The organism is Aequorivita echinoideorum (assembly GCF_018476645.1).
GTDB classification, from domain to species: Bacteria; Bacteroidota; Bacteroidia; order Flavobacteriales; family Flavobacteriaceae; genus Aequorivita; species Aequorivita echinoideorum.
Map to the genome: position 1 here is coordinate 209,303 of NZ_JAHCTB010000001.1, position 23,133 is coordinate 232,435.

The 23,133-nt window shown below is 38.6% G+C and carries 20 protein-coding genes and 1 tRNA gene; 11 read left to right on the top strand and 10 right to left on the bottom strand.

Going from position 1 to position 23,133, the window contains the following annotated elements:
- Positions 1-75: 75 nt before the first annotated feature.
- Positions 76-148 (bottom strand) — tRNA-Met (locus tag KIV10_RS00990).
- Positions 149-323: 175 nt separating this feature from the next.
- Between KIV10_RS00990 and KIV10_RS00995 the strand changes: the two genes are divergently transcribed.
- Positions 324-1,898 (top strand): AsmA family protein, encoded by a 1,575-nt coding sequence (locus KIV10_RS00995; RefSeq protein ID WP_214111622.1) that lies wholly within the window; start codon positions 324-326, stop codon positions 1,896-1,898.
- Positions 1,899-1,916: 18 nt separating this feature from the next.
- On the opposite strand, the gene KIV10_RS01000 is transcribed toward KIV10_RS00995, so the two are convergent.
- A complete protein-coding gene (locus KIV10_RS01000) occupies positions 1,917-2,099 on the bottom strand; it encodes a CPXCG motif-containing cysteine-rich protein (protein ID WP_214111623.1) in 183 nt (60 codons plus the stop codon).
- Between the two features lie 23 nt (positions 2,100-2,122).
- On the bottom strand, positions 2,123-4,036 hold the full coding sequence (locus KIV10_RS01005; RefSeq protein WP_214112130.1) for an ABC-F family ATP-binding cassette domain-containing protein: 1,914 nt from the start codon (positions 4,034-4,036) through the stop codon (positions 2,123-2,125).
- A gap of 41 nt (positions 4,037-4,077) precedes the next feature.
- Between KIV10_RS01005 and KIV10_RS01010 the strand changes: the two genes are divergently transcribed.
- Positions 4,078-4,479: a DUF983 domain-containing protein gene (locus KIV10_RS01010; RefSeq protein WP_246516149.1), complete on the top strand. Its 402-nt coding sequence runs from the start codon at positions 4,078-4,080 to the stop codon at positions 4,477-4,479.
- Here KIV10_RS01010 and KIV10_RS01015 read toward each other — a convergent pair.
- The 7 genes from KIV10_RS01015 to topA form a co-directional block, all read right to left on the bottom strand.
- The gene (locus KIV10_RS01015; RefSeq protein ID WP_214111624.1) at positions 4,476-5,522 is read right to left on the bottom strand and encodes an NAD(P)/FAD-dependent oxidoreductase; all 1,047 of its coding nucleotides are present in this window, start codon (positions 5,520-5,522) and stop codon (positions 4,476-4,478) included. The two genes, KIV10_RS01010 and KIV10_RS01015, sit on opposite strands and share 4 nt — an antisense overlap.
- A 102-nt stretch (positions 5,523-5,624) precedes the next feature.
- Entirely contained in the window at positions 5,625-6,524 is a 900-nt protein-coding gene (gene porN / locus KIV10_RS01020) for a type IX secretion system ring subunit PorN/GldN (protein ID WP_214111625.1), read from the bottom strand.
- Between the two features lie 18 nt (positions 6,525-6,542).
- Positions 6,543-8,105, bottom strand: a complete 1,563-nt coding sequence (gene porM, locus KIV10_RS01025; RefSeq protein ID WP_214111626.1) for a type IX secretion system motor protein PorM/GldM — start codon at positions 8,103-8,105, stop codon at positions 6,543-6,545.
- A 43-nt stretch (positions 8,106-8,148) separates the two neighbouring features.
- The gene (porL, locus tag KIV10_RS01030; RefSeq protein WP_214111627.1) at positions 8,149-8,805 is read right to left on the bottom strand and encodes a type IX secretion system motor protein PorL/GldL; all 657 of its coding nucleotides are present in this window, start codon (positions 8,803-8,805) and stop codon (positions 8,149-8,151) included.
- Positions 8,806-8,858: 53 nt separating this feature from the next.
- Complete coding sequence (porK, locus tag KIV10_RS01035; protein WP_214111628.1) at positions 8,859-10,232, bottom strand: T9SS ring complex lipoprotein PorK/GldK; 1,374 nt, start codon at positions 10,230-10,232, stop codon at positions 8,859-8,861.
- Between the two features lie 115 nt (positions 10,233-10,347).
- Positions 10,348-11,511, bottom strand: a complete 1,164-nt coding sequence (locus tag KIV10_RS01040) for a formimidoylglutamase (RefSeq protein WP_214111629.1) — start codon at positions 11,509-11,511, stop codon at positions 10,348-10,350.
- Positions 11,511-14,027, bottom strand: coding sequence for a type I DNA topoisomerase (gene topA, locus KIV10_RS01045; protein ID WP_214111630.1), 2,517 nt, complete (start codon positions 14,025-14,027; stop codon positions 11,511-11,513). Before topA ends, KIV10_RS01040 begins: the two co-directional genes overlap by 1 nt.
- A gap of 98 nt (positions 14,028-14,125) precedes the next feature.
- Here topA and KIV10_RS01050 point away from each other — a divergent pair, with 98 nt between their 5' ends.
- From KIV10_RS01050 to KIV10_RS01090, 9 genes are all read left to right on the top strand, one after another.
- Positions 14,126-14,797, top strand: coding sequence for an inorganic diphosphatase (locus KIV10_RS01050; protein WP_246516150.1), 672 nt, complete (start codon positions 14,126-14,128; stop codon positions 14,795-14,797).
- A 113-nt stretch (positions 14,798-14,910) separates the two neighbouring features.
- On the top strand, positions 14,911-16,356 hold the full coding sequence (gene miaB / locus KIV10_RS01055) for a tRNA (N6-isopentenyl adenosine(37)-C2)-methylthiotransferase MiaB (protein WP_214111631.1): 1,446 nt from the start codon (positions 14,911-14,913) through the stop codon (positions 16,354-16,356).
- Between the two features lie 3 nt (positions 16,357-16,359).
- Positions 16,360-17,661 (top strand): sigma-54 interaction domain-containing protein, encoded by a 1,302-nt coding sequence (locus KIV10_RS01060; protein ID WP_214111632.1) that lies wholly within the window; start codon positions 16,360-16,362, stop codon positions 17,659-17,661.
- 32 nt (positions 17,662-17,693) lie between these two features.
- Complete coding sequence (gene lptE / locus KIV10_RS01065) at positions 17,694-18,206, top strand: LptE family protein (protein ID WP_214111633.1); 513 nt, start codon at positions 17,694-17,696, stop codon at positions 18,204-18,206.
- 4 nt (positions 18,207-18,210) lie between these two features.
- Entirely contained in the window at positions 18,211-19,098 is an 888-nt protein-coding gene (locus tag KIV10_RS01070; RefSeq protein ID WP_214111634.1) for a hypothetical protein, read from the top strand.
- A complete protein-coding gene (gene secG / locus KIV10_RS01075; RefSeq protein WP_214111635.1) occupies positions 19,095-19,436 on the top strand; it encodes a preprotein translocase subunit SecG in 342 nt (113 codons plus the stop codon). The genes KIV10_RS01070 and secG overlap by 4 nt, the downstream gene beginning before the upstream one ends.
- Before the next feature lie 149 nt (positions 19,437-19,585).
- Positions 19,586-19,861, top strand: a complete 276-nt coding sequence (locus KIV10_RS01080; RefSeq protein ID WP_214111636.1) for a co-chaperone GroES — start codon at positions 19,586-19,588, stop codon at positions 19,859-19,861.
- Between the two features lie 82 nt (positions 19,862-19,943).
- Entirely contained in the window at positions 19,944-21,581 is a 1,638-nt protein-coding gene (groL, locus tag KIV10_RS01085; protein ID WP_214111637.1) for a chaperonin GroEL, read from the top strand.
- A 114-nt stretch (positions 21,582-21,695) separates the two neighbouring features.
- Complete coding sequence (locus KIV10_RS01090) at positions 21,696-23,123, top strand: mannosyltransferase (RefSeq protein ID WP_214111638.1); 1,428 nt, start codon at positions 21,696-21,698, stop codon at positions 23,121-23,123.
- Positions 23,124-23,133 lie beyond the last annotated feature (10 nt).

Genomic DNA, 23,133 nt, shown 5'->3' on the forward strand with positions numbered 1-23,133 from the left:
TTACAATTGTTTAAAATGAAGAAATTTCAGCAGCAAAAACAAAAAACCACCCTTTGTTGGGTGGTTTTAGTTTCGTAGCGGGAACAGGACTCGAACCTGTGACCTTCGGGTTATGAGCCCGACGAGCTACCTACTGCTCTATCCCGCGATGGGTTTTTCAATATTTCATCTCAGCTATTAACTTTCGGATCATAACCCCGACAGAAATATTGGACTGCGAAGATACAAAGGTTTTTAAAGTCCACAAGCAACCTCGACAATTTTTTTTAGACTTAACAAAACTTTACCATCTGCAACAGTATCTTTAGCCTATATTCAGGAATATGAACAAATCTTTACGCATTCTTTTTATCGTTATTGCTTCGGTTGGCGTGCTATTTTTAATTGGCACCGTGACCATCAATTATATCATAAAAAATAAAATCCAGAATTTTATTGATACTAGGCTTCCGCCAAATATCCTTCAGTCCTATAAAAACTTAACAGTTCAAACGTTTGATGGTTCCATTATTTTAAATGACGCATCGGTCATTTTAAAAAACAAGTCGGATGGTGTTAAACACACATTTATTCAAGTTGAAAAATTAAAAATAAGTAATGTCCATTATTGGGATTATTTAATGGACGATGAAATCCATATTGAAAGCATTCAACTCGAAAACCCGAAGATTACCTATTACCAGAAACTTATCAACAAAACGAAAGATACGGTGCGCAGCCCTTTGGTAAAACTTTATAAACCCGTGTTTATTGATAAAGTTGAAATAACAAACGGCAGACTCGCAATCTATGAAAGCCAGGAAAAAGATGATGATTCTACGCTGGTTTTTGCAAAAAATCTTTCACTTGAAATAAATTCCATAGCGCTTAACAATGAAACCTTGAGTAAAAAATTACCAGTAAAATTTGAAGATTACAGCGCTTCCAGCGATTCCATTTTTGTAAAGGTGAGCAAATACGAAAATCTAACGATGCGTTCATTTACAATTGAGGACCAAAATGCGCTATTTGAAAATGTTTCACTTCAAACCAAATATTCACGCCCGCAACTTTCCCGTATAATTCCTTTTGAAAGAGACCATTATGATCTTGTAATAAAGGAATTGGGAATTGAGAATATTGATTTTGGTTTTATGGGCGAAACATTTTTTGCCAAAAGCAGTCTGGTCAATTTGATTTCTCCTACGCTGGATATTTTTAGGGATAAATTAGTGAATGATGACACATCCATTAAACCTTTGTACAGCAAAATGCTTCGCGAACTACCCTTTGAACTTACAGTGGACAGCCTGAAACTGCAAAATGCCAACATAAAATACAGCGAAAAAGTGAAGGCAGAAAATTCTGGAGGTTTTATCTTTTTTTCTGAAATAGATGTTTTGGCAGCAAACGTTAGCAACACTTATAATGCACCCGAAAAAACAGAAATTAAAGTGAAGGCGAATTTTATGGAAAAAACTCCCTTTAGTGCAGATTGGAGTTTTGACGTGCAAAATACGCAGGACCAATTCACTTTTATGGCAGATGTGGGCGCGCTCGTGGCAGATAGAATGAACAGTTTTACGGAGCCCAATCTTCGTGTGAAACTTGAAGGAAATACCAACAAAACCTATTTCAGTATCTATGGAAACAACACGGCTTCACACATAGATATGAAGATTAATTACAGTGATTTCAAAATAAGCGTGCTTCAGAAGGACGGCAAAAGCAAGAACAAAATTCTCTCAGCTATTGCTAATATTTTCGTTTCAAAAGATAGCCGAAAAAAAGATGATTATTACAGAGAAGGCTCTGACGAAGCCACGCGGGACAAAACGAAATCGGTTTTTAATTATCTTTGGATAAACGTAAAAAATGGTCTTTTGAAAAGTATGACCGGTTGGCAAAAGAGCGATTGATTTTTTTTTCAGAAGAGCCTATTGCTCGATACTCTCTGCTGAAAATGCCATTAATTCTCCATCTTCAAAAGTCACATCAAGTTCAATTGGGTTGCAGCATATTTCGCAATCCTCGATATATTTTTGTCGCCGCACCGAAGTATCCAGCAACATCGAAATTTCTTCCCAGCAGTGCGGACATTGAAAAAAATGTTCAAACATACTATTTCTTTTAAAAGATTATTCTAAGAAAGCGCTTCAATGCTTTCCTGCAATAATTCCCACTCTTCCATCAGCTTTTTGAGCTTCTTCTTTTTTTCTTGGTATTTATCAAAAAAATGGGGTTTGGCAATTGTTTCTTCATAATTGATAAGCAATTCGGTATCGATATTGGCAATTTCCTTTTCTAATGATGAAATGGAAGATTCCACATTACTCAACTTATTATTCAGCGACTTTAATTTTTTTTGATTTTCATACTCATCTGCAGCGTTCTTTTTATCGTTTCCTGCCGAAGCAACCACGGTTCGCTTTTCGGCCTCGCGCAAATTTTGAAGATTACGCTGCTCAAGAAAATAATCAATATCCCCCAAATACTCCTTAATTTGGTGATCTTTGAACTCGTATACTTTATTAGTCAATCCCTGAAGAAAATCGCGGTCGTGCGAGACTAGTAAAAGTGTGCCTTCAAAACTTTTTAGCGCATCCTTTAAAACATTTTTCGACTTTATGTCGAGATGGTTTGTGGGTTCATCCATTACCAATACGTTGAAGGGCTGCAACAATAATTTTGCCAATGCCAGCCGGTTTCTTTCGCCACCACTGAGTACACGTACAAACTTATCAACCTCATCCCCGCGAAATAGGAAAGAGCCCAGAATATCGCGAACACGGCTTCGGTTTTTTTCATTTGCCGCATCAATTATCGTGTCGAGTACGGTCTTACTTCCATCGAGATAATCCGCCTGATTTTGGGCAAAGTATCCAATCTGCACATTATGACCTAAATTGAGTTTACCGCTGTAATCAAGTTCGCCCACAATTATTTTTGCCAAAGTAGATTTTCCCTGTCCATTTTGGCCCACAAATGCAATTTTACTGTCGCGCTCAACCAAAAGACCAACTTCTTTTAAAACATTTTTTTCGCCATAACTTTTAGTGATGTTTTTTGCTTCAACTACTACTTTCCCAGGGGTCACGGAAACCGGGAATCGAAGCGTCATCACGCTATTATCATCTTCATCAACTTCAATGCGCTCAATTTTGTCCAGCTTTTTTATGAGAGATTGCGCCATGGTAGCTTTACTAGCCTTGGCCCTAAATTTATCAATTAACTTTTCAGTCTGCTCGATTTGTTTTTGCTGATTTTTTTGGGAAGCCAATTGCTGTTCGCGCAATTCATTTCGAAGCACCAAATATTGGGTATACGGTTTATTGAAATCGTAAATTTTTCCGAGGGAAATTTCAATTGTGCGATTAGTGACATTATCAAGAAACATTCTGTCGTGCGAAACGATGACCACCGCGCCGGGATACGTTTTTAAAAATTCCTCTAACCAAAGAATGGATTCAATGTCCAAATGGTTGGTAGGCTCATCCAGCAAAAGAATATCGTTATTTTGAAGCAACAACTTTGCAAGCTCAATACGCATCCGCCACCCGCCGGAAAAAGTTTCAGTAAGCTTATTAAAATCTTCTCTTTGGAAGCCCAAACCTTGTAAAATACGTTCTGTTTCACCTTGATAATTGTAACCGCCATGGATTTCATATTGGTGCTGAACTTCATTTAAATCAACCATCAGTTGATGGTAGCCATCGCTTTCATAATCCGTTCGTTCCGCCAGCTGGGTATTTATCTGCTCAAGTTGCTTTTCGAATTTCTTGATTTCGGTGAAAGCTTCGTACGATTCTTCCAAAACCGTTCGGCCTTTTTCAAAATCAATATCTTGCTTCAGAAAACCTATTGAAATTTCCTTGTCGGTAGCAATTTGCCCAGAATCATATTCCTGTTCTCCAGCAATAATCTTTAACAACGTAGATTTTCCCGCGCCATTTTTACCCACAAGTCCCACTCTATCCCCAGGTTTTAACTGGAAAGTAATTTTTTCGAATAGGTAATCTCCTTGAAATGACACGGAAAGATTGTGGATATTAACCATAATGGAAAGCGAAATTTTTTGCAAAGATGCTTAAATTTACGATGCCAAAAAAACTACCTATGCAATTCTTGAAAGGTACTAAAATCTACAGCATATTTACCGGGACATGTCCTGTTTGCCAAGAAGGCAAAATGTATTTAGAAAGCAACCCTTACAAGTTTTCTGAAACTTTGAAAATGCGCGAGCGCTGCCCGAATTGCAATATAAAATTCAGTAAAGAGCCCTCTTTTTTTTACGGGGCAATGTACGTGAGTTATGCCGTGGGAGTGGCCATTGCAATAGCGGCATTCATTATCTCATTCTTTTTTCTGGGGCTGAACCAAAACTATTCATTTCTCGTAATAATTTTGACGCTTATAGTTTTATTTCCAATTATATTGCGGCTCTCCCGAAATATCTGGATCAATTTCTTCTTTAAATTTAATGGGAAATTAAGCAATTAATTTCGAGTCAATCTCGAAATAGCTATTTCTTTAGGCAATTCCATTTTGTGGGCTATGTTATTATAAAGCATTTCGGAGAGCAGTGGCGCCATTAAAAATCCACGCGTTCCCAAACCATTGAAAAAATAAACATTTTCATAGTCAGATATACCGCCCAATAATGGCTTTCGATCACGCGTGGTTGGACGAATGCCCGCAGTTTGATCTATAACTTCAATGTCACCGTTAACAGACTTCTTCAATTTTTGAAGCATTGATTCCCGTGCTTTCGCAGTTGGCAGTTGGTCCGTTACATCCCGCTCGTAAGTTGCTCCAACCTTGTAGAGATCACTACCCAAAGGAATAACGTACAATGGTCCTTTTAAAAGTTCTTTAAAATTTAAATTTGGAATGCGCACGGTAATGTATTCGCCTTTGTTGGGAACAATTCCATGCTTCGGAAAAAATGGATTTGATACCGAATGTGAACCATCGCAGAAAATGATCTTCTGCGCTGAAAAATTTTTGTAGCTCACTTTCCCAGATTCTATCTTTAGCAGATTATATTGAAATTTTTCAGAAATGAAATTTTCATGCCTCTCTAAATAGGATTGATATTTTTTCAAGAGCTCATTTGGAAGAATAATTCCGGCACCGGTAACTTTTCCGAAGCCAAGCGGCGCATCAATAATTTTATTTGAATTTTTGCAAATTTCTGAAGAAAGAAACTTTGATAAATCCCTTTTGTCGCTCGCCACTGCCCAGTCATTCTGCTCTTCAACACTTTTGAATATTCTGAAAATAAATGTTGGATTAAAAACTTGGTAGCCCAATTTTGAAGAAAGATTCTCATAAAATGGCAGTGCATAACCGTAAAATGTATCGGCATTCCAAGCGGCAGTAAATCGTTTGAGTACCGTAGGATTTATTACACCTCCGGAATTTGAAGTTGCACCTTCGCCGTTGCTAAAAACCACAAAAGACTTACGGTTTTTTTGAAGTTGCTCACACATTGCCAAACCTGCAATCCCTAAGCCTACTACAATATAGTCGATGTGTTTCATTCCGCAAAGGTAGCGGAACATAGGTAGAAAGTATCAATCCAAAATAAAAAACCCTCAAATTTCATCGAAGAAATTAGAGGGTCTTTTCAAGATTTTAGAATTCTAATAATTCCACAAATCAATTTCAATATTTCGGATTTGTTCCTTAATTCTATCAGATTCCAATAGTTGCATCAAGGCATTGTCTGCAATGTAATCCTTAACATCCCTATCGCCTTGAACATTATCCTCTTTGTAAATGACAGCGTTGAAACGGCGTGAATTCAAAAGATGATCGTAGGATATAGGTTGGGATGTATTTTCCCTGTTAAAAGCTTTTGCCTTATGCAGGACATCTCGAGCTCCCGGAAACCAGATCCAAAATAATTCAACTTTTGAATCTAAACCGTCATCCGGAAATGCTTTTGAACGAGCTTCATTTGCGACTGGGCAAAGACCCAACAAACGATATTTAAGTTCGCCTTGTCTTTTATCCAAATACCATATTCCACGGATTCTCCACTCTTCAATATCACCAGCATCCAATGTAAATCTACGGATATACTGTGGATCTACGCGGCCTTCAGCATTGAATTGTTCAACTCCTAAATCTGTGGTATCACTATAGACTAAAGAAGCATCAATATCGCTAAGAGTTCTCTTTTCAGTAAAATATGAATCTGAATAGATTTCATCGATTTTCCCATTTTTGATATTTTTTACCAAAACATCATACAAGGAGCGTCTGTCCGCCCCGATGTTATTGGTATCGATGGGATAATACAATGGAAAATTGATTCTTTCATCAAGGTCAATAATCTCCCATGTTGTTTTAGACCACAACACATCACGCTCATCCGTATAACCGTAAGGTAAAGGCTTGTCATTGTCATAGGCAATCTGGCCTTCGGTTTTCTTACCGATATCATCCGGAGTTTTGGCATTGAGTACATTCACCTGCGCTTGCGCACCGGCGATCATTCCAAGACCAAAAACAAATAAAACAACATTTTTCAAATTCATACTTCTTTACTTTTTATACTAGTTTGTCAATTCAACAAAAACCGGAGAAATTTTCTTCAATAAATAATCTGAATTCCCGTCAATTTTTGCATTGATATCATAGATTTGAACGGTCTCACCGCGTCCAGCTCTGCGCAACGCAGATTTAGCGGCATCGTTCAATCTACTACCGTTGATTTTAATAGTAGGCTGACCTGAAACCTTAAAACTGAATCCAGTAACGTTTAATTTAAGGTCGAAATCAAAGTCTGGCAATGCTGCACCTACGCTTGCAATTTCCAATCCTTGACGCTCCATACGTACGGCACCACCGTTTCCATCTTCCCCACGTACGGTTCCAGTTGGTCTAGGTATGTCCTTAATACGGAATACAGATTTAGTGCTGATACTTTGTCCGTCTGGCATAGTTCCGCTAGCAGTAATGGTAACTTCTCTACCAGAACCGGGTCTCATAACGTAACCGCTACCTGAAGATTTGCTCAAACCAGGCGCAGATGCGTTTACCTTGTTATCTGGAATACCAGGAATGGAAATAGTCATTGGGTTTGAAACCCCACGGTATACCACATTCATCTTATCTGCAGAAATAACCGCTGCGTTAGGTTTTGTTATTGTTGAGAAACCTACACTTACAGGAATTTCCTTTTCTTCGCCATTTTCAAGGAAGATAAGATTCCCTTCAATTTTATGGTCACCTGGAGCACCAGCAGAAATTTTCAACATTACTTTACCATTTTCGATAGCATATTGATCTTCAGAAAGTGGTCTTCCATCCAATGTTAACTCCACACGGTTCGGTTTTGTATTTGGATCTTTACGGCCCAAAACGATTCCTCCATCAAACTGCTCACCTGAATAGTATGCAGATTTTGTAGATTCCAATAAAGTATTATACTGCGTGAAAGAAAGTGCAGCGGCTTGTTGACCTGCAAGCATTTGTGAAAGCATTTCACTTTCAGTAGTCTTGATGTCAGCTTGCATTTGGGTAAGCTTTGTTCTTGTTGCCACTAAAGGGAAACCTTCAAAATTGTATGACAACCACTCTTTTTCAACTCCCTCAGTAGATTTAACTGGTTCTGTACCAAATTGCTGTTTAACATTTGAGGCAATTGCTGGATATTTTTGACCGATAACAGCTACAACACCTTCACGGTATTTATCAACCTGAGCTACAAATTCTTCACCTTCTGGCGAAAGCTTTCCACCACGGAAGAATTTTTGATCAAAATAATCTGCTTTATCCTGCTCTTCATAAGCATTTGGATCATCTACCGTAGCCATCATCTCAGATTTTACGGTTTCCAAATAACTATTGAATTCGTCAGACAAAGCTTCAATTTTATCAGCATCCGCCTTTACGGTTCCGTATTGCTCCGGTTGCTCTGATGCTTTGGTAGCCAAACTTGCCATAAAGGCGTCATTACGCTGTTGGGTAGCTACATTGGCACTTGTTAATTTTTCGTTCATCAAGCCAAAAGCAGATAATACTTCTTTTGACATGTTTAGTGCAAGCATTGCGATGAAAACCAAATACATTAGGTTAATCATCTTCTGCCTTGGGGACTGTTTTCCTCCTGCCATTTTTATTCCTTTTTAAAGATTAATAATTAAGGTGAAAAACCTATTAGTTATTTCTAGTTCCCATTGCAGAAAGCATACCTCCATAAACTCCATTTAATGAAGATAGGTTGGTTGCCAAATGCTGCATTTGTTGCTTCAATTGATCGGCATTGTCGGCAATAGCCTTATTTGCCTCAGTTTGGCGACTTGTAGACTCTATTTGAACCTTGTAAAGACTATTCAAAGAATCCATTTGAGCCGCGGCAAGTGCCATTTCTTCGCTATATTTCTTAGTAGAATTCATTGCCTCTGCGGTAGGGGCAATTCCTTTTGCGGCACCTTCAAATGAACGGATGCTTGCACCTAAGCTGCTCATCAATTCAGAATCGATTTTAGCATCTTTCAGCATTTGATCCAATTTTTTGGAAAGCATACCTTCGGCATCTTTCACTTCTTCTACTTTTCTCTTCTCTTTTGCGCTTCCTCCAGCTAACTCTGGGTAAACCAAAGACCAATCCAACTCATCATCCACAGGCTCAAAAGCTGAAATTGCGAAGATGATGGCTTCTGTAACCAGACCTACCGTAAGCAGTGTATTTCCATCAAGAGGGAAACCAAAATCCCAGTGAAGAATTTTGAAAAGTGCCCCGATGATTACTACAGATGCCCCAAGGCCATAAGCCATGTTGAAAAGTTTCTTTGTTGATTTTGACTGTGCCATAATTGTGTAAAGTTTTTAGTTTCGTTTTTTATTTATTAAATTAGAAATTGGTTTTAGCGTGCATCGCCAAAGTTTTGATTCAAAACAACATCAGTACCCATATAGTCCTGTACAGTACGGAAACCTATGTAACTCCTTGCAGAATCCGCATATTCGTAATCACGCGTACTAACCTGAAGAAAATATGCTACATCCTTCCAAGAGCCCCCTCGAACAACTTTACGCATGTTATCATCATCATTTACATTTGGATTCATTGTTGATGTATATTCATAGGAAGCCGGATCATAAGAAGATGCCACCCACTCAGCTACATTACCAGCCATATTGTATAAATTAAAGTCGTTTGGCTCGTAAGCATTTGCCTCAACTGTGTAAAGCGCTTGGTCTGCCGCATAATCTCCACGAAGTGGTTTAAAGTTTGCCAAGAAACAACCTCGGTCATTTTTAGCATACGGTCCACCCCAAGGATACGTTGCAGATTCCAGACCACCACGCGCAGCATACTCCCACTCCGCCTCTGCCGGTAAGCGGAAAGAATTTACAAAATTATCGTTTTTGGATTTTTGAAATGCATTCTTATAAAGAGTTCTCCAAGCACAGAAAGCTTTAGCTTGTTTCCAGCTAACTCCCACCACAGGATAATCCCCGTAGGCTTCGTGCCAGAAATAATCGTTATGCATTGGTTCGTTATAAGAATAGTTAAAATCTTTGATCCAAACGGTTGTATCTGGATAGATATTTAACTCTTCTTTCTTTATGAAATCCTTTCTTCTTTTTGATTTGTCTCGCGCTGCACTTTGAATATCCATATATGTATATTGGAATTTCAACTTACTGACATCAATGGTACGCTGTCCATTATAAGCTTCTTCGGCCGGTATATACATTGTATCCATTACCTCAGCATAATATTCATCTGGGTATTCAGCAGTATCCCAAATTATGTCGATATCATCATTAAGTTTTCTACCCGCATAAAAATCCTCGCCCATACCAAAGTAATTATCGTACATATACTGTTGGTATGGAGTCATCTCTGCATTTTCTTGATCTACAAAGGCAAATTCTCCCGTTCCGCCATCGCCTGGAGTCAAGCCATTTTCATCGGCAATTATAGCCAAGCGCAAGCGAACTGTAGAATCACGCACCCAATTGACAAATTGTCTATACTCAGCATTTGTAATTTCGGTCTCATCCATATAGAAAGACCTAACGGTTACCGTTTTTGTAGGGGCATCGTTAACAGCAACAAAGTCATCGTCACTTTTACCCATTATAAAGGACCCGCCTGGAATGAGCGTCATTCCATAAGGTTTTTGAGGATACCATTTTTTTCCTTTTGCTCCCACCAACTCTCCTCGATCACTTGAGTTACAGCTGAACAAAAAGGCAACAATCGCAGTTAATGCAATAAACTTCTTCATAGGTATTTAGGTTAAATTTCGAAATTCAAGGGCGTAAACCTATCTATAAAATTTTTAAAAAACAATTTTTTTTTAAAAAACCCCTAAACTTCTCTTAAACTTAGTTTGGTTTAGACTATACTTCATTTTTTAGGCGGGCTTTCAACCACCTTTCAGGAATTTCCTGATTGCATGCACTCAAATATTCGCCATAAGTGCAAGGTAATAACGCACGACTTTTTAATTTATTATTAACGTTTGAAATAAATGGTAGCGTAATCCACCATCTATCCGTTTTATTACTTTTCTTGAAGATGAGAATCTCATCCTCTACCGGAACTTGGTAGGTAGTAAAATCTGAATCATTTTCAAAATTATCATCAGCTACCCTGAAATTTACTCCCTCCAAAAAATACCAAAATATTTGCGCTACGAGCATTGCACTGCTCAATCCATCTTGCGAATCTTCCAATTCATAAACCCCAAAAGATGAGGTTCTATTACTTATACCAGCATAACGTGCAATTGCGCAAATCTCCCTACTGTCAAAGCCGTTTGGGCTTTCGTTATTTTTATAACTGAAATCTGCGCTCTTTATTGCTGTGGCATCCACTATAACCATATCCGCATCGCGCATGATTGGTTCAACAGTCTGCACGTCGGCAATAATTTCACCCAATCTGTAAGCATCGAAAAAAAGTTTTTCCATCAATGCAATTTCCTGCGGTGCATTGAAAAAAGACTGATACCCCAAAACACTGTAATTAAAAAGATTATAAGGCTGATCCACAACCATTTTCCCCACAAACGATTTATTGTTTATTGGCAATTCAGCATCACCCAAATCAAATCGCGAATCAATATTTACAGCATTTACCATACTTCCCAGACCATCGTAAGCTCTATATTGCGCATACGCTAAATCTTGACTTCCTCCTAAAATAAGCGGAATAATATTTTTTTGGAGCAATGAAGAAATAACCTCTTTGGCCGCAAAACGGGAATCTTTTGAAGTCTCCCCTTTTTCTATATCGCCAAGGTCAATAATTTTATGATTCCAGTTTCCCGGGTAAAGAGAATAAAATGCTTTTCGATAAGAATCAAAAGAAATGTCGGTGCCAATATAATTAACATCGTCCCTATTTTCCTTTATGCCCAAAAGGGCAAATTTGGTATTCTTTAAATCGGGAAGTTCCCCAATTTTGGAATGTACTTCAATTTGTTTTCCCAAGGTGCCGGGAGGCAAAATTTCCCGATGCGCCAATACTTTTTTGGAAACTGGCGATAAAAATTCAATCATTATTTTTTCTTGGCGGTGGATTTTTTCTTAGTAGCAGGTTTCCTTTTGGCCGTAGTTTTTTTCTTCGGACTTTTCTTTTCAAGTAAATCCTTTGCTTCTTCCAAAGTTATCTTGTCAGCCTCAGTCCCTTTGGGCAATTCAACCTTAGTTTTGCCTTTAATTAAATTGAAACGGCCCCAGCGCGCTTTCTCAATTCTTATTTTTTCTTCAGGCCATTCGTTTATGAGCTTATCAATTTCCTTTTGCTTCTTATCTTCTATAAGCTTGGTTACATCCTTTTTAGTAAGATTGTCAAAATCATATTTCTTGTTCACATTGATGAACATATTATTCCATTTTATAAATGGACCGAAACGTCCGACACCTTTTTGGACTGGCATATCCTCATACATATATATAGGTGCATCGGCTTTTTTCTTCTCTTCAATCAATTCTTTGGCAAAAGCCATATCCACATCCAGTGGATCCATTCCTTTTGGAAGCGAAATAAATGTTTTCCCAAACCGAACGTACGGACCGAAGCGTCCATTATTCACCTCAACCTCTTCGTTATCATATACACCTAATGTCTTCGGAAGCTTGAAAAGATCCATAACTTCTTCAAAAGTAACCAAATGCAATTGCTGGTCTGGCCGTAGGCTGGCAAATTTCTTTTCTTCATCATCCGGAGCGCCAATTTGTGCCATTGGGCCGTATTTTCCAAGTCTCACCAAAACCGTTTTACCAGTTTCCGGGTCTTCACCCAGAATACGCTCGCCACTTTCCCGTTCCGCATTTTCTTCAACATCTTCAACACGTGGATGAAATTTTGCATAAAAATCTTTCATCATATGCGTCCATTCCTCCTTACCTTCGGCAATATCATCAAAATCCTGCTCTACTTTTGCTGTGAAATTATAGTCAAGAATATTTTCAAAATGATCTACCAAAAAGTCGTTAACGATCATCCCGATATCCGTAGGGACTAATTTTCCCTTATCACTTCCAACGGTTTCCGTAAGCATTTTATCTTTAATATTCTCTTTTTGAAGCGTCAATTGAAGGTATTTACGCTCTACCCCCTCCACAGTTCCTTTCTCCACATAATTTCTACTGATTATTGTAGAAATAGTTGGGGCATAGGTTGAAGGCCTGCCAATGCCCAGTTCTTCCAACTGTTTTACCAACGAAGCTTCTGTAAATCGATATGGCGGACGTGAAAAACGCTCGGTTGCGGTTATAAAATTATTTTCAAGCGTATCGCCACTTTTCATATTTGGCAGCATTCCCTCCTGTTCTTCTTCCTCAAAATCGGTTCCTTCCAGATATACTTTTAGAAATCCGTCAAATTTGATCATTTCGCCATTTGCGGTAAAATTTTCTGAAACTTTTTCTTTTGAAAGCACATCAATTTTCACGTTGGTTCGTTCCAATTGGGCATCGCTCATTTGTGAAGCCAAGGTCCGTTTCCAAATTAAATCATACAAACGCGCTTGGTCGTGATCGCCAGAGATGTGGTGCGCAGCCATATCTGTGGGCCTGATTGCCTCGTGAGCTTCCTGTGCACCCTTGCTTTTCCCTTTATAATCGCGAGGTTTGCTGTATTCCTTTCCGTAAGAGGAAATTATTTCTTTTTGTGCCGCATTCTTCGCGTCCTTGCTTAAGTTTACGCTATCGGTACGCATATAAGTTATAAAACCAGCCTCATACAGGCGCTGTGCGATGGTCATTGTTTTTCCAACTGAAAAATAAAGTTTACGTGCGGCTTCCTGTTGGAGGGTTGAAGTTGTGAAAGGAGCAGCGGGACTTTTGCTGGCGGGCTTTTTGGTTAAATCTGAAATTTTATATTTGGCACCCAGATTCTTCTGAAGAAACGCACGGGCCTCTTCTTCCGTATCAAAATTTTTCGGAAGTTTTGCCTTGAATTTGCTGCCATCGGCCGTGATAAATTCCGCATCTACCCGGTATGAAGCTACTGGATTGAAGGCTTCGATTTCGCGTTCGCGCTCCACGATCAATCGAACGGCGACAGACTGCACACGGCCTGCGGAAAGTCCGCCCTTCACTTTTTTCCAAAGTACGGGCGAAAGCTCGTATCCCACTAAACGGTCGAGCACGCGACGTGCTTGCTGAGCATTTACCAAATTATAATCAATCTGCCGCGGATTTTCAATGGCTCGTAAAATGGCAGATTTCGTAATTTCATGAAAAACAATACGTTTGGTTTTATTTTTATCGAGTTTCAATTCTTCTGCCAAATGCCACGCAATGGCTTCTCCCTCTCGGTCCTCATCACTTGCCAACCAAACCGTTTCAGCGTTTTTGGAAAGTGTCTTCAATTCTGAAACCAATTTCTTTTTATCGCTGCTCACAATATATTTAGGAGTAAAATCCCCATCCACATCTACACCCAATTCTTTGGAAGGTAGATCTGCAATATGCCCAAAACTGGAGGAAACCTTGAACTCCTTTCCTAAAAATTTTTCAATGGTTTTCGCTTTTGCAGGGGACTCAACGATCACTAAATTCTTTGCCATAAACGTATTTGTTATGCGTACAAAAGTATATGAAATTTTTAATTCGCAATTTTTGGGCTAAAAATTTAGTCTTCCGTTAACACTGTGAAACTTTGAAAATGCAGTATTTTATCCATTCTGAAAAAGAAAATCCGTCTATGAAAATTTCCGAACTAAATAATATATTTCTAAAAATCACTATTTCCTTTTTCACCATTATTGTATTTCAAAGTTGCGATTCTGCGAAGAAAATTTTTAAAACACCCACGTTTAACAATAGCAATCAAATTAACTGCATCATTGAAATTCCTGCGGGAACGAATAAAAAAATTGAATTCAATAAAACTTCAAAAAAGTTTATAATCGATGTCCGTGAAGGGAAAGAAAGAATTATTGAATATTTACCGTATCCCGGAAATTATGGATTTATCGCTTCCACGTTTTCAGATCCGCAGCAGGGCGGAGACGGCGATCCGCTGGATGTACTGGTTCTCTGCGAATCACTAAAAACTGGGACAATTGTCGCTACAAAACCTATTGGAATTTTAAAACTTTTGGACGCTGGAGAAATGGATTATAAGGTTATATGCATCCCAACCGATAAAAATTTGCAAACGCTTTATGCGGAAACATTCGATGAATTTTCAACGAAATACCCCAATGCCCTTGCTTTGCTTGAAAATTGGTTTTCAAGTTACGACCATTTTGATATTGTAAAAATTGAAGGCTGGGGTGATGAAAAAGAAGCCTTGGAGGAAATTCAGAAGCTTTCAATTCCTATTAAAAAATAATTCCTTTCTGAAAATTTCATAAAAATTCTGACACTTTGTCACCGTGCGCAATTAATTGTATCTTTGCCCGCTCAATGGTTTAAATTTTTTAAGAATTCATTGAAGCTTGATTTATGGAAAAGATTATTGACGAAAAAACGCAAGGAAACACACTTACGCTCGAGCCAAAAACAGGCAACTACCGAAAACTTTATATTGAAAGCTACGGCTGCGCCATGAACTTTAGCGATAGCGAGATTGTTGCATCCATACTTGCAGATCAAGGTTACAACACTACAAATTTGTTGGAAGATGCAGATTTGGTTTTAGTGAATACCTGTTCCATCCGCGATAAAGCTGAACAGACCGTACGCAAGCGCCTTGAGAAATATAACGCCGTTAAGCGAATAAATCCGAAAATGAAAGTGGGTGTTTTAGGCTGCATGGCAGAACGATTGAAGGAAAAATTTCTGGAAGAGGAAAAAATCGTCGATTTGGTGGTGGGTCCTGATGCCTATAAAGATATTCCCAATTTGCTAAAAGAAGTGGAAGAAGGACGGGATGCCGTGAATGTTATTCTTTCTAAAGAAGAGACCTACGGTGATGTTCAGCCGGTACGTTTGGGCGGCAACGGCATTACCGCATTTGTGAGCATTACCCGCGGTTGTGACAATATGTGCACCTTTTGCGTGGTTCCCTTTACACGCGGCCGGGAACGTAGCCGTGATCCGCAAAGTATTTTACGGGAAATTGCCGACCTATCGGAAAGAGGCTATAAGGAAATTACGCTTTTAGGTCAAAATGTAGATAGTTATTTATGGTACGGAGGCGGTTTGAAAAAAGATTTCAAAAATGCTTCGGAAATGCAGCGCGCCACAGCCACGGATTTTGCAAAATTGCTGGATATGGCGGCTAGTGCTTTCCCAAAAATGCGCATTCGCTTTTCAACCAGCAATCCGCAGGATATGCACGAGGAAGTACTTCATGTTATGGCGAAACACGAAAACATATGCAACCACATCCACCTTCCTGTACAAAGTGGAAGCACACGGATTTTAAAGGAAATGAACCGTCAGCACACCCGCGAGGAATATATAAAGTTGGTGGACAGGATTTGGGAAATTATTCCCGGTTGCTCCATTTCGCAGGATATGATTGTGGGTTTCCCCACGGAAACCGAGGAAGATCATAAAGAGACTTTGAGCTTAATGGAATATGTGAAATATGATTTTGGCTATATGTACAAATATTCCGAAAGACCCGGTACTATGGCTGCACGAAAAATGGAGGATGATGTGCCCGAAGAAACAAAAGCACGCAGATTGACCGAAATCGTGGACCTTCAGCAAAAGCACAGTGCCTATCGCACTGCTGAATTTTTGGGAAAAACGGTGACCGTCTTAATTGAAAAGGAATCAAAAAAGAACGAAAACGAGTGGAGCGGAAGAACGGAACACAACAATGTTGCGGTTTTTCCGAAGGAGAATTATAAACCGGGTGATTTCGTAAAAGTAAAAGTAACCAATTGTACCACTGCAACTTTGATTGGTGTCGCGATAGGTTTTTCGCAAAGCAATTAATTTATGGAAAGCATACAAGCAACAAAACAACGTTTCGGAATAATAGGCAACGACCCAAAATTGAACCGCGCCGTGGAAAAAGCAATACAGGTTGCACCCACGGATATTTCGGTTTTAGTTACTGGTGAAAGTGGCGTGGGAAAGGAAAGTATCCCGAAGATAATCCATTCCCTTTCGCACAGAAAACATGGAAAATACATAGCCGTAAACTGTGGCGCAATTCCGGAAGGAACCATTGACAGTGAACTTTTCGGTCATGAAAAAGGGTCATTTACCGGCGCAACCGCTACGCGAAGTGGTTATTTTGAAGTTGCGGACGGCGGTACAATTTTTCTGGATGAAGTGGGCGAATTGCCTTTGCCCACACAGGTTCGCCTGCTTCGCGTTTTGGAAAACGGCGAATTTCTTAAAGTGGGCTCTTCACAAATACAGAAAACGGATGTGCGCATAGTTGCTGCCACAAACGTGAAAATGGCAGAGGCCATTGAAAAGGGAAAATTTCGGGAAGACCTGTATTATCGCTTGAGTACCGTGGAAATTAATTTACCGCCTTTGCGGGAACGGCAGGAAGATATTCATTTGCTCTTTAGAAAATTTGCCGCAGATTTTGCCCAGAAATACAAAATGCCCACCATCCGATTGGATGACCACGCCACAGATTTGTTGTTGAAATATCGCTGGAGCGGTAACATCCGTCAGCTTCGGAATGTGGCGGAGCAAATTTCGGTTTTGGAACAAACCCGTGAAATTTCATATGAAACACTGAAAAACTATCTGCCAAATATGGGAAGCAATCTTCCGGCGGTAGTAAATGCTAAAAAATCTGAAAGCGATTTTAGTAGCGAGCGTGAGATTCTCTATAAAATTCTGTTTGATATGAAGCGCGACGTGAACGACCTGAAAAAGCTGACACTGGAATTAATGAAAACCGGAAACACGGCAAAGGTAAAAGAGGAACAGTCTTCACTTATCAATAAAATTTATTCCGAAGAAAACAATCACGACGAAGAACTTGCGGCGATTGTTGAAGATGAAAATGGTATGGATGAAACCGATTTTGAGGTTTTCAGTATTCCGGAGAAAACTTCAGAAAATTTCAACAATGCAGTTGATGTGAAAAAGAAAGATAAATATGATTTTGCCGAAGAAATTCAGGAAGAGGAAAATCTTTCGCTTCAGCAAAAAGAACTGGAACTTATTAAAAAATCCTTGGAAAAATATAATGGAAAACGAAAGGACGCCGCGGACGAACTGGGAATTTCCGAAAGAACGCTATACAGAAAAATCAAGCAATATGATCTTTAATTGATGGTTGATAAAAAATTCAAAAAAAGAAAATGAACAAAATTCTTTCTTTTATACTGCTTGTAAGTATTGCGTTTATACTTCAGGGTTGCGGTGCGTATTCGTTTACGGGTGCAGACATTAATTACAGTACAACGAAAACGTTTCAGGTCAATTTTTTTCAAAATAATGCACCCATCGTCGAGCCGGGAATCGCACGCGATTTTACCCAGGATCTTCAGGATTTAATTTTGAACCAGACCAGTCTGGATTTGGTGACCAGCAATGGCGATTTGGTTTATGAGGGGGAGATTACACAATATTATATTGCGCCCATCACGGCGACCTCAAACAGCACGGCAGCGCAAAACAGGCTTACCATTGCAGTGAATGTAAGGTTTTTCAACACTAAGGATGAATTGAAGGATTTTGAGCAATCTTTCAGTTTTTATTATGATTATACGGGGAATGCAATACTTACCGGTGGCGCCCTCGAGACAGCTTTGGATATTATTTTTGAACGGCTTACCCAGGATATTTTTAATAAATCCCTCGCAAATTGGTAATATTTTGAACATTTCAAACTTCACATATTTACTTGCAAATCCTCAAAAATTGACGGATGCGGATTTGCACGAACTTAATTTGTTGATACAGAAATATCCCTATTTTCAAAGTGCGCGCGCATTGCAGCTAAAGGGTTTAAAAAATAACGACAGTTTTATGTACAATGATGCGCTCAAAATCACCGCCGCACACACTACGGATCGTGATATTCTGTTTGAATATATTACTTCCGAAAAATTTATTCAAAATGAAATCTCGCAAATAATATTGCAGCATGATGCATCCGTAAATGAAATTCAGGTTTTTCCGGAAGACGTTTCGCTTGAATTAAATGAGGAAAACGAAAAAAAGCACAAAGCTGAAATTGAAAAAGCAGAAGCCATTTTAAATCCCAATCTCTTTCAGAGAAAAATTGCTTCATTCCCAGAGAAAGATGAACAAATTTCTGATAAACCAGAAAAAGAAATCAATATACAGCCAGATAAACCCTTGGAATTCAAATCAGGCGACACACATTCTTTTTCTGAATGGCTAAAATTGACGCGAGCGAAGCCTATTGAAAGAACTCCTGAAGCGCAGATAAAAGATGAAAAAGAGCGAAAGTTTGAATTGATTGATAAGTTTATTCAGGAAAATCCGAAAATTCTTCCTTCTGAAAATATTAAGAATAACGACAAAACAGATTTACCAAAAAGCCAAACAAACCTACATTTACAGCCAACGGATTCATTGATGACCGAGACGCTGGCAAAAGTTTATTTGCAGCAGAAAAATTACAAAAAAGCGATTCAAGCCTATAAAATTTTAATTTTGAAAAATCCCGAAAAAAGTGGTTTCTTTGCAGACCAAATTCGGGCAATAGAAAAATTGATTAATCAAGAACACTCATGAGTACGTTTACAATATTTTTAGTTTTAATAATGATCGTGGCATTTTTGCTGATCGTAGTAATTATGGTTCAAAATCCAAAAGGCGGCGGGCTTTCATCATCTTTTGGTGGTGGTGCGGGTGCACAAATGGGCGGCGTACAGAAAACAAGTGATTTTCTTGATAAAAGTACTTGGACGCTCGCTACTGTTATGTTGGCGCTTATTTTACTTTCCAACATACCAATTATGGGCGGCAGCGGTATTCAGTCAAAAACTTTTGATGAAAGCGCGGTTCCCACTTCGGTTCCCTCACCTTCTGCCAATCCTGCTGGAAACACACAGGAAACTCCCGCTGAATAATTTACCTTAATAAAAGATTTTCAATGCCAGCTTATGACAAGCTGGCATTTTTATTTTCGGAAATGTCAGTTTGCTCCGCGTGGCATAATTTCTGCCAATTAGCACTCAAAATATATAAATCAAAATTTAACAACTAAATAAAAATAAAAATGGCATTAAAAATTCAACCACTTGCCGATAGAGTTTTAGTAGAGCCACAAGAGGCAGAAACTAAGACTGCTTCGGGAATTTACATTCCAGACTCTGCTAAAGAAAAGCCACAGCAAGGCAAAGTTGTTGCTGTAGGAAAAGGCAAAGAAGACCACAAAATGACTGTAAAAGTTGGAGACACCGTTCTTTACGGAAAATATTCTGGGAGCGAGCTTAAGTTTGACGGTAAAGATTACCTAATTATGCGTGAAGACGATATTCTGGCTATCATCTAAACTTTTCATAAATCAAAATTCGAAAAAAAATAATTAATCACAGCTTAAGGCGTAAAGCTTAAAGCTTAAAGCATTTAAAAAAATGGCAAAAGATATAAAATTTGATGTTGAAGCACGCGATAGTATAAAGCGCGGTGTAGATGCATTGGCAAATGCAGTAAAAGTAACATTGGGCCCTAAAGGACGTAATGTAATTATCAGCAAGGCGTTCGGCGCTCCGCAGGTTACAAAAGATGGTGTAACTGTAGCAAAAGAAATAGAATTAGAAGATGCGCTGGAAAATATGGGCGCGCAAATGGTAAAGGAAGTTGCTTCCAAGACTAATGACTTGGCAGGTGATGGAACCACAACGGCCACCGTTCTTGCACAGGCAATAGTAAAGGAAGGGCTTAAAAATGTGGCTGCCGGCGCAAATCCTATGGATTTGAAACGCGGCATCGACAAAGCTGTTGAAACCATTGTCAGCAATCTTGAAAAACAAGCTACTAAAGTTGGCAATTCTTCTGAAATGATAAAACAAGTCGCTTCCATTTCAGCAAATAACGATGATGTTATTGGAGAACTTATTGCCAAAGCATTCGGAAAAGTAGGTAAAGAAGGTGTTATTACCGTAGAAGAAGCCAAAGGAACTGAAACGTATGTGGATGTTGTGGAAGGGATGCAGTTTGACCGCGGATACCTTTCTCCATACTTTGTAACTGATACTGAAAAAATGCAAACTGAATTGGAAAATCCAATGATTTTGCTTTACGATAAGAAAATTTCCTCAATGAAAGATTTACTTCCCGTGCTTGAGCCGGTTGCAAAACAAGGAAGATCTTTATTGATTGTAGCTGAGGATGTTGATGGCGAAGCATTGGCAACTTTGGTTGTTAACAAACTACGCGGATCGCTGAAAATTGCAGCTGTAAAAGCTCCAGGATTTGGTGATAGAAGAAAAGCAATGTTAGAGGATATAGCTGTATTGACAGGAGGAACCGTTATTGCTGAAGAGCGTGGATTTACTTTGGAAAATGCAACTATTGATATGTTGGGTTCTGCTGAAACTGTCACCATCGATAAGGATAACACTACAATAGTAAATGGTTCTGGCGATAAAAATAACATCAAAGGTCGCGTAAACCAAATTAAAGCACAGATTGAAACCACCACAAGCGATTACGACAAAGAAAAATTACAAGAGCGCTTGGCCAAATTGGCTGGTGGTGTTGCAGTACTATACGTTGGTGCTGCTTCTGAAATTGAAATGAAAGAGAAAAAGGACCGTGTGGATGATGCGCTTCACGCAACACGTGCCGCCGTTGAAGAAGGTATTGTTGCAGGAGGTGGTGTAGCTTTGGTTCGTGCTATTGAATCATTGAAAAAAGTGGATGGAAGTAACAATGATGAATCCACGGGGATACAGATTGTTGCCCGTGCCATAGAAGCTCCTCTGCGCACTATAGTTCAAAATGCAGGCGGTGAAGGCAGCGTTGTAATAAACAAGGTTATGGAAGGCAAGAAAAACTTTGGTTATGATGCCAAAACTGAAAACTATGTTGATATGCTGAAGGCCGGAATCATCGATCCTAAAAAGGTTACACGTATTGCTCTTGAAAATGCTGCGTCCGTTGCCGGAATGATCTTGACTACCGAATGTGCACTTATTGACATAAAAGAAGAAAACGGCGGAGGCGGAATGCCAGCCGGTATGGGCGGAGGAATGCCCGGAATGATGTAAAATTGAGTATATAACGGTTGATTAATGGTTGAAATAAGCCTGACAGATTAAGTTCTGTCGGGCTTTTTCTATTTTAGAAATGATTATTTTTAGCTGAAATTTTTCAAAAACAAAATGCTGAAAGCAATTAAATTATATAAAATACCCATTATTTTTGCTTTACTTTCAGTAGTATTTTATTTCAATTTTGCATATAATTTGCATCGAAGTGATTTCTTAAAACTCACTACTCTTTACACCGCGCTCTTTTTTTTTACTTATTTATTAATTGAAAAGAATAAACTGAATTTTTGGTTTCTAGCTAGTCTTGGGATTGTTTTTCGTTTACTTTTTATATGCGCAATTCCTAATCTTTCACAAGACTTTTACCGATTTTTATGGGATGGAAGATTGGTTGCGCAAGGAATGAGTCCCTATATTTTAACGCCCGAAATGTATTTTCAAAATTTAGAATTGGGATTTAAAATAAGTGGGGCGCAAAAATTAATTGAAGGAATGGGAACTTTAAGCGCTGGTCATTTCAGCAATTATCCTCCTGTGAACCAGTTATTTTTTGCTATTGCTGCATTCTTGGGCGGAAAAAGCCTTTTGGCTTCGGTGGTAATATTGCGAGCAATTATCATTTTCGCAGATTTTGGAATTCTTTATTTCGGAAAGAAAATTTTAGAAAAACTAAACCTATTCCCAAATAGAATATTTTGGTACTTTTTGAATCCATTCATTATTATTGAGTTGACTGGAAATCTTCATTTTGAAGGTGTAATGCTTTTCTTTTTCACTGTTTCAATTTATTTTCTTTTCAAAGATAAATGGATTTGGGCAGCTATCTTTATGGGAATTTCAATTTCGGTAAAACTGATTCCACTTTTATTTTTGCCGTTATTTTTGAAGTTTTTGAGCAATAAAGATGCGACTACAAAAAATTCCTTCTCGGGAATTGAAAGTTTCAACTTGATGGCGATTTTAAAAGTTTATTGCACAGTTGGTTTTACGGTTATGTTGACATTTCTGCCATTTTTTTCCTCTGAATTCATTCGAAATTTTACATCAACCATTGCACTTTGGTTTCAGAATTTCGAATTCAATGCAAGCATTTACTACCTTATTCGCTGGATTGGCTTCCAAATAGTAGGCTGGAACATTATTGAAATTGTTGGAAAAATCCTCCCCGTAATCGTTTTCTTATTTGTGTTAGGGCTTTCAGTTTTCAGAAAGAATAGAGAACCTAAACAACTGTTGACAGCAATGTTATTTGTTATCTCATTTTACTTTTTATTTTCCACAACAGTGCATCCGTGGTATCTTGCCACTCCGCTATTACTGTCGGTTTTCACAAAATACAAATTTCCAATTGTATGGAGTTTTGCTGTGGTGTTCAGCTATTCTGCCTATGGCGAAAATGGATTTCAAGAGAACCTCTGGTTCGTTGCTATGGAATATTGCATGGTTATTGGATTTGCGATATGGGAAAATTTTTTGAAAGGAAGAATAAATTTGGAAAACTTCAGCAAAAAGTTTAATTTTATATCAGGAAAAGAATAAACTTATACTA

Excerpts from the sequence above, each read along its gene's own strand:
- KIV10_RS01080 (WP_214111636.1), top strand. The coding sequence starts at position 19,586 with ATGGCATTAAAAATTCAACCACTTGCCGATAGAGTTTTAGTAGAGCCA.
- KIV10_RS01090 (WP_214111638.1), top strand. The coding sequence starts at position 21,696 with ATGCTGAAAGCAATTAAATTATATAAAATACCCATTATTTTTGCTTTA.
- secG (WP_214111635.1), top strand. The coding sequence starts at position 19,095 with ATGAGTACGTTTACAATATTTTTAGTTTTAATAATGATCGTGGCATTT.
- KIV10_RS00995 (WP_214111622.1), top strand. The coding sequence starts at position 324 with ATGAACAAATCTTTACGCATTCTTTTTATCGTTATTGCTTCGGTTGGC.
- topA (WP_214111630.1), bottom strand. The coding sequence starts at position 14,027 with ATGGCAAAGAATTTAGTGATCGTTGAGTCCCCTGCAAAAGCGAAAACC.
- miaB (WP_214111631.1), top strand. The coding sequence starts at position 14,911 with ATGGAAAAGATTATTGACGAAAAAACGCAAGGAAACACACTTACGCTC.
- groL (WP_214111637.1), top strand. The coding sequence starts at position 19,944 with ATGGCAAAAGATATAAAATTTGATGTTGAAGCACGCGATAGTATAAAG.
- KIV10_RS01050 (WP_246516150.1), top strand. The coding sequence starts at position 14,126 with ATGCAGTATTTTATCCATTCTGAAAAAGAAAATCCGTCTATGAAAATT.
- porL (WP_214111627.1), bottom strand. The coding sequence starts at position 8,805 with ATGGCACAGTCAAAATCAACAAAGAAACTTTTCAACATGGCTTATGGC.
- KIV10_RS01000 (WP_214111623.1), bottom strand. The coding sequence starts at position 2,099 with ATGTTTGAACATTTTTTTCAATGTCCGCACTGCTGGGAAGAAATTTCG.
- porN (WP_214111625.1), bottom strand. The coding sequence starts at position 6,524 with ATGAATTTGAAAAATGTTGTTTTATTTGTTTTTGGTCTTGGAATGATC.
- KIV10_RS01010 (WP_246516149.1), top strand. The coding sequence starts at position 4,078 with ATGCCAAAAAAACTACCTATGCAATTCTTGAAAGGTACTAAAATCTAC.
- porK (WP_214111628.1), bottom strand. The coding sequence starts at position 10,232 with ATGAAGAAGTTTATTGCATTAACTGCGATTGTTGCCTTTTTGTTCAGC.
- KIV10_RS01015 (WP_214111624.1), bottom strand. The coding sequence starts at position 5,522 with ATGAAACACATCGACTATATTGTAGTAGGCTTAGGGATTGCAGGTTTG.
- KIV10_RS01040 (WP_214111629.1), bottom strand. The coding sequence starts at position 11,511 with ATGATTGAATTTTTATCGCCAGTTTCCAAAAAAGTATTGGCGCATCGG.
- lptE (WP_214111633.1), top strand. The coding sequence starts at position 17,694 with ATGAACAAAATTCTTTCTTTTATACTGCTTGTAAGTATTGCGTTTATA.
- KIV10_RS01005 (WP_214112130.1), bottom strand. The coding sequence starts at position 4,036 with ATGGTTAATATCCACAATCTTTCCGTGTCATTTCAAGGAGATTACCTA.
- KIV10_RS01060 (WP_214111632.1), top strand. The coding sequence starts at position 16,360 with ATGGAAAGCATACAAGCAACAAAACAACGTTTCGGAATAATAGGCAAC.
- porM (WP_214111626.1), bottom strand. The coding sequence starts at position 8,105 with ATGGCAGGAGGAAAACAGTCCCCAAGGCAGAAGATGATTAACCTAATG.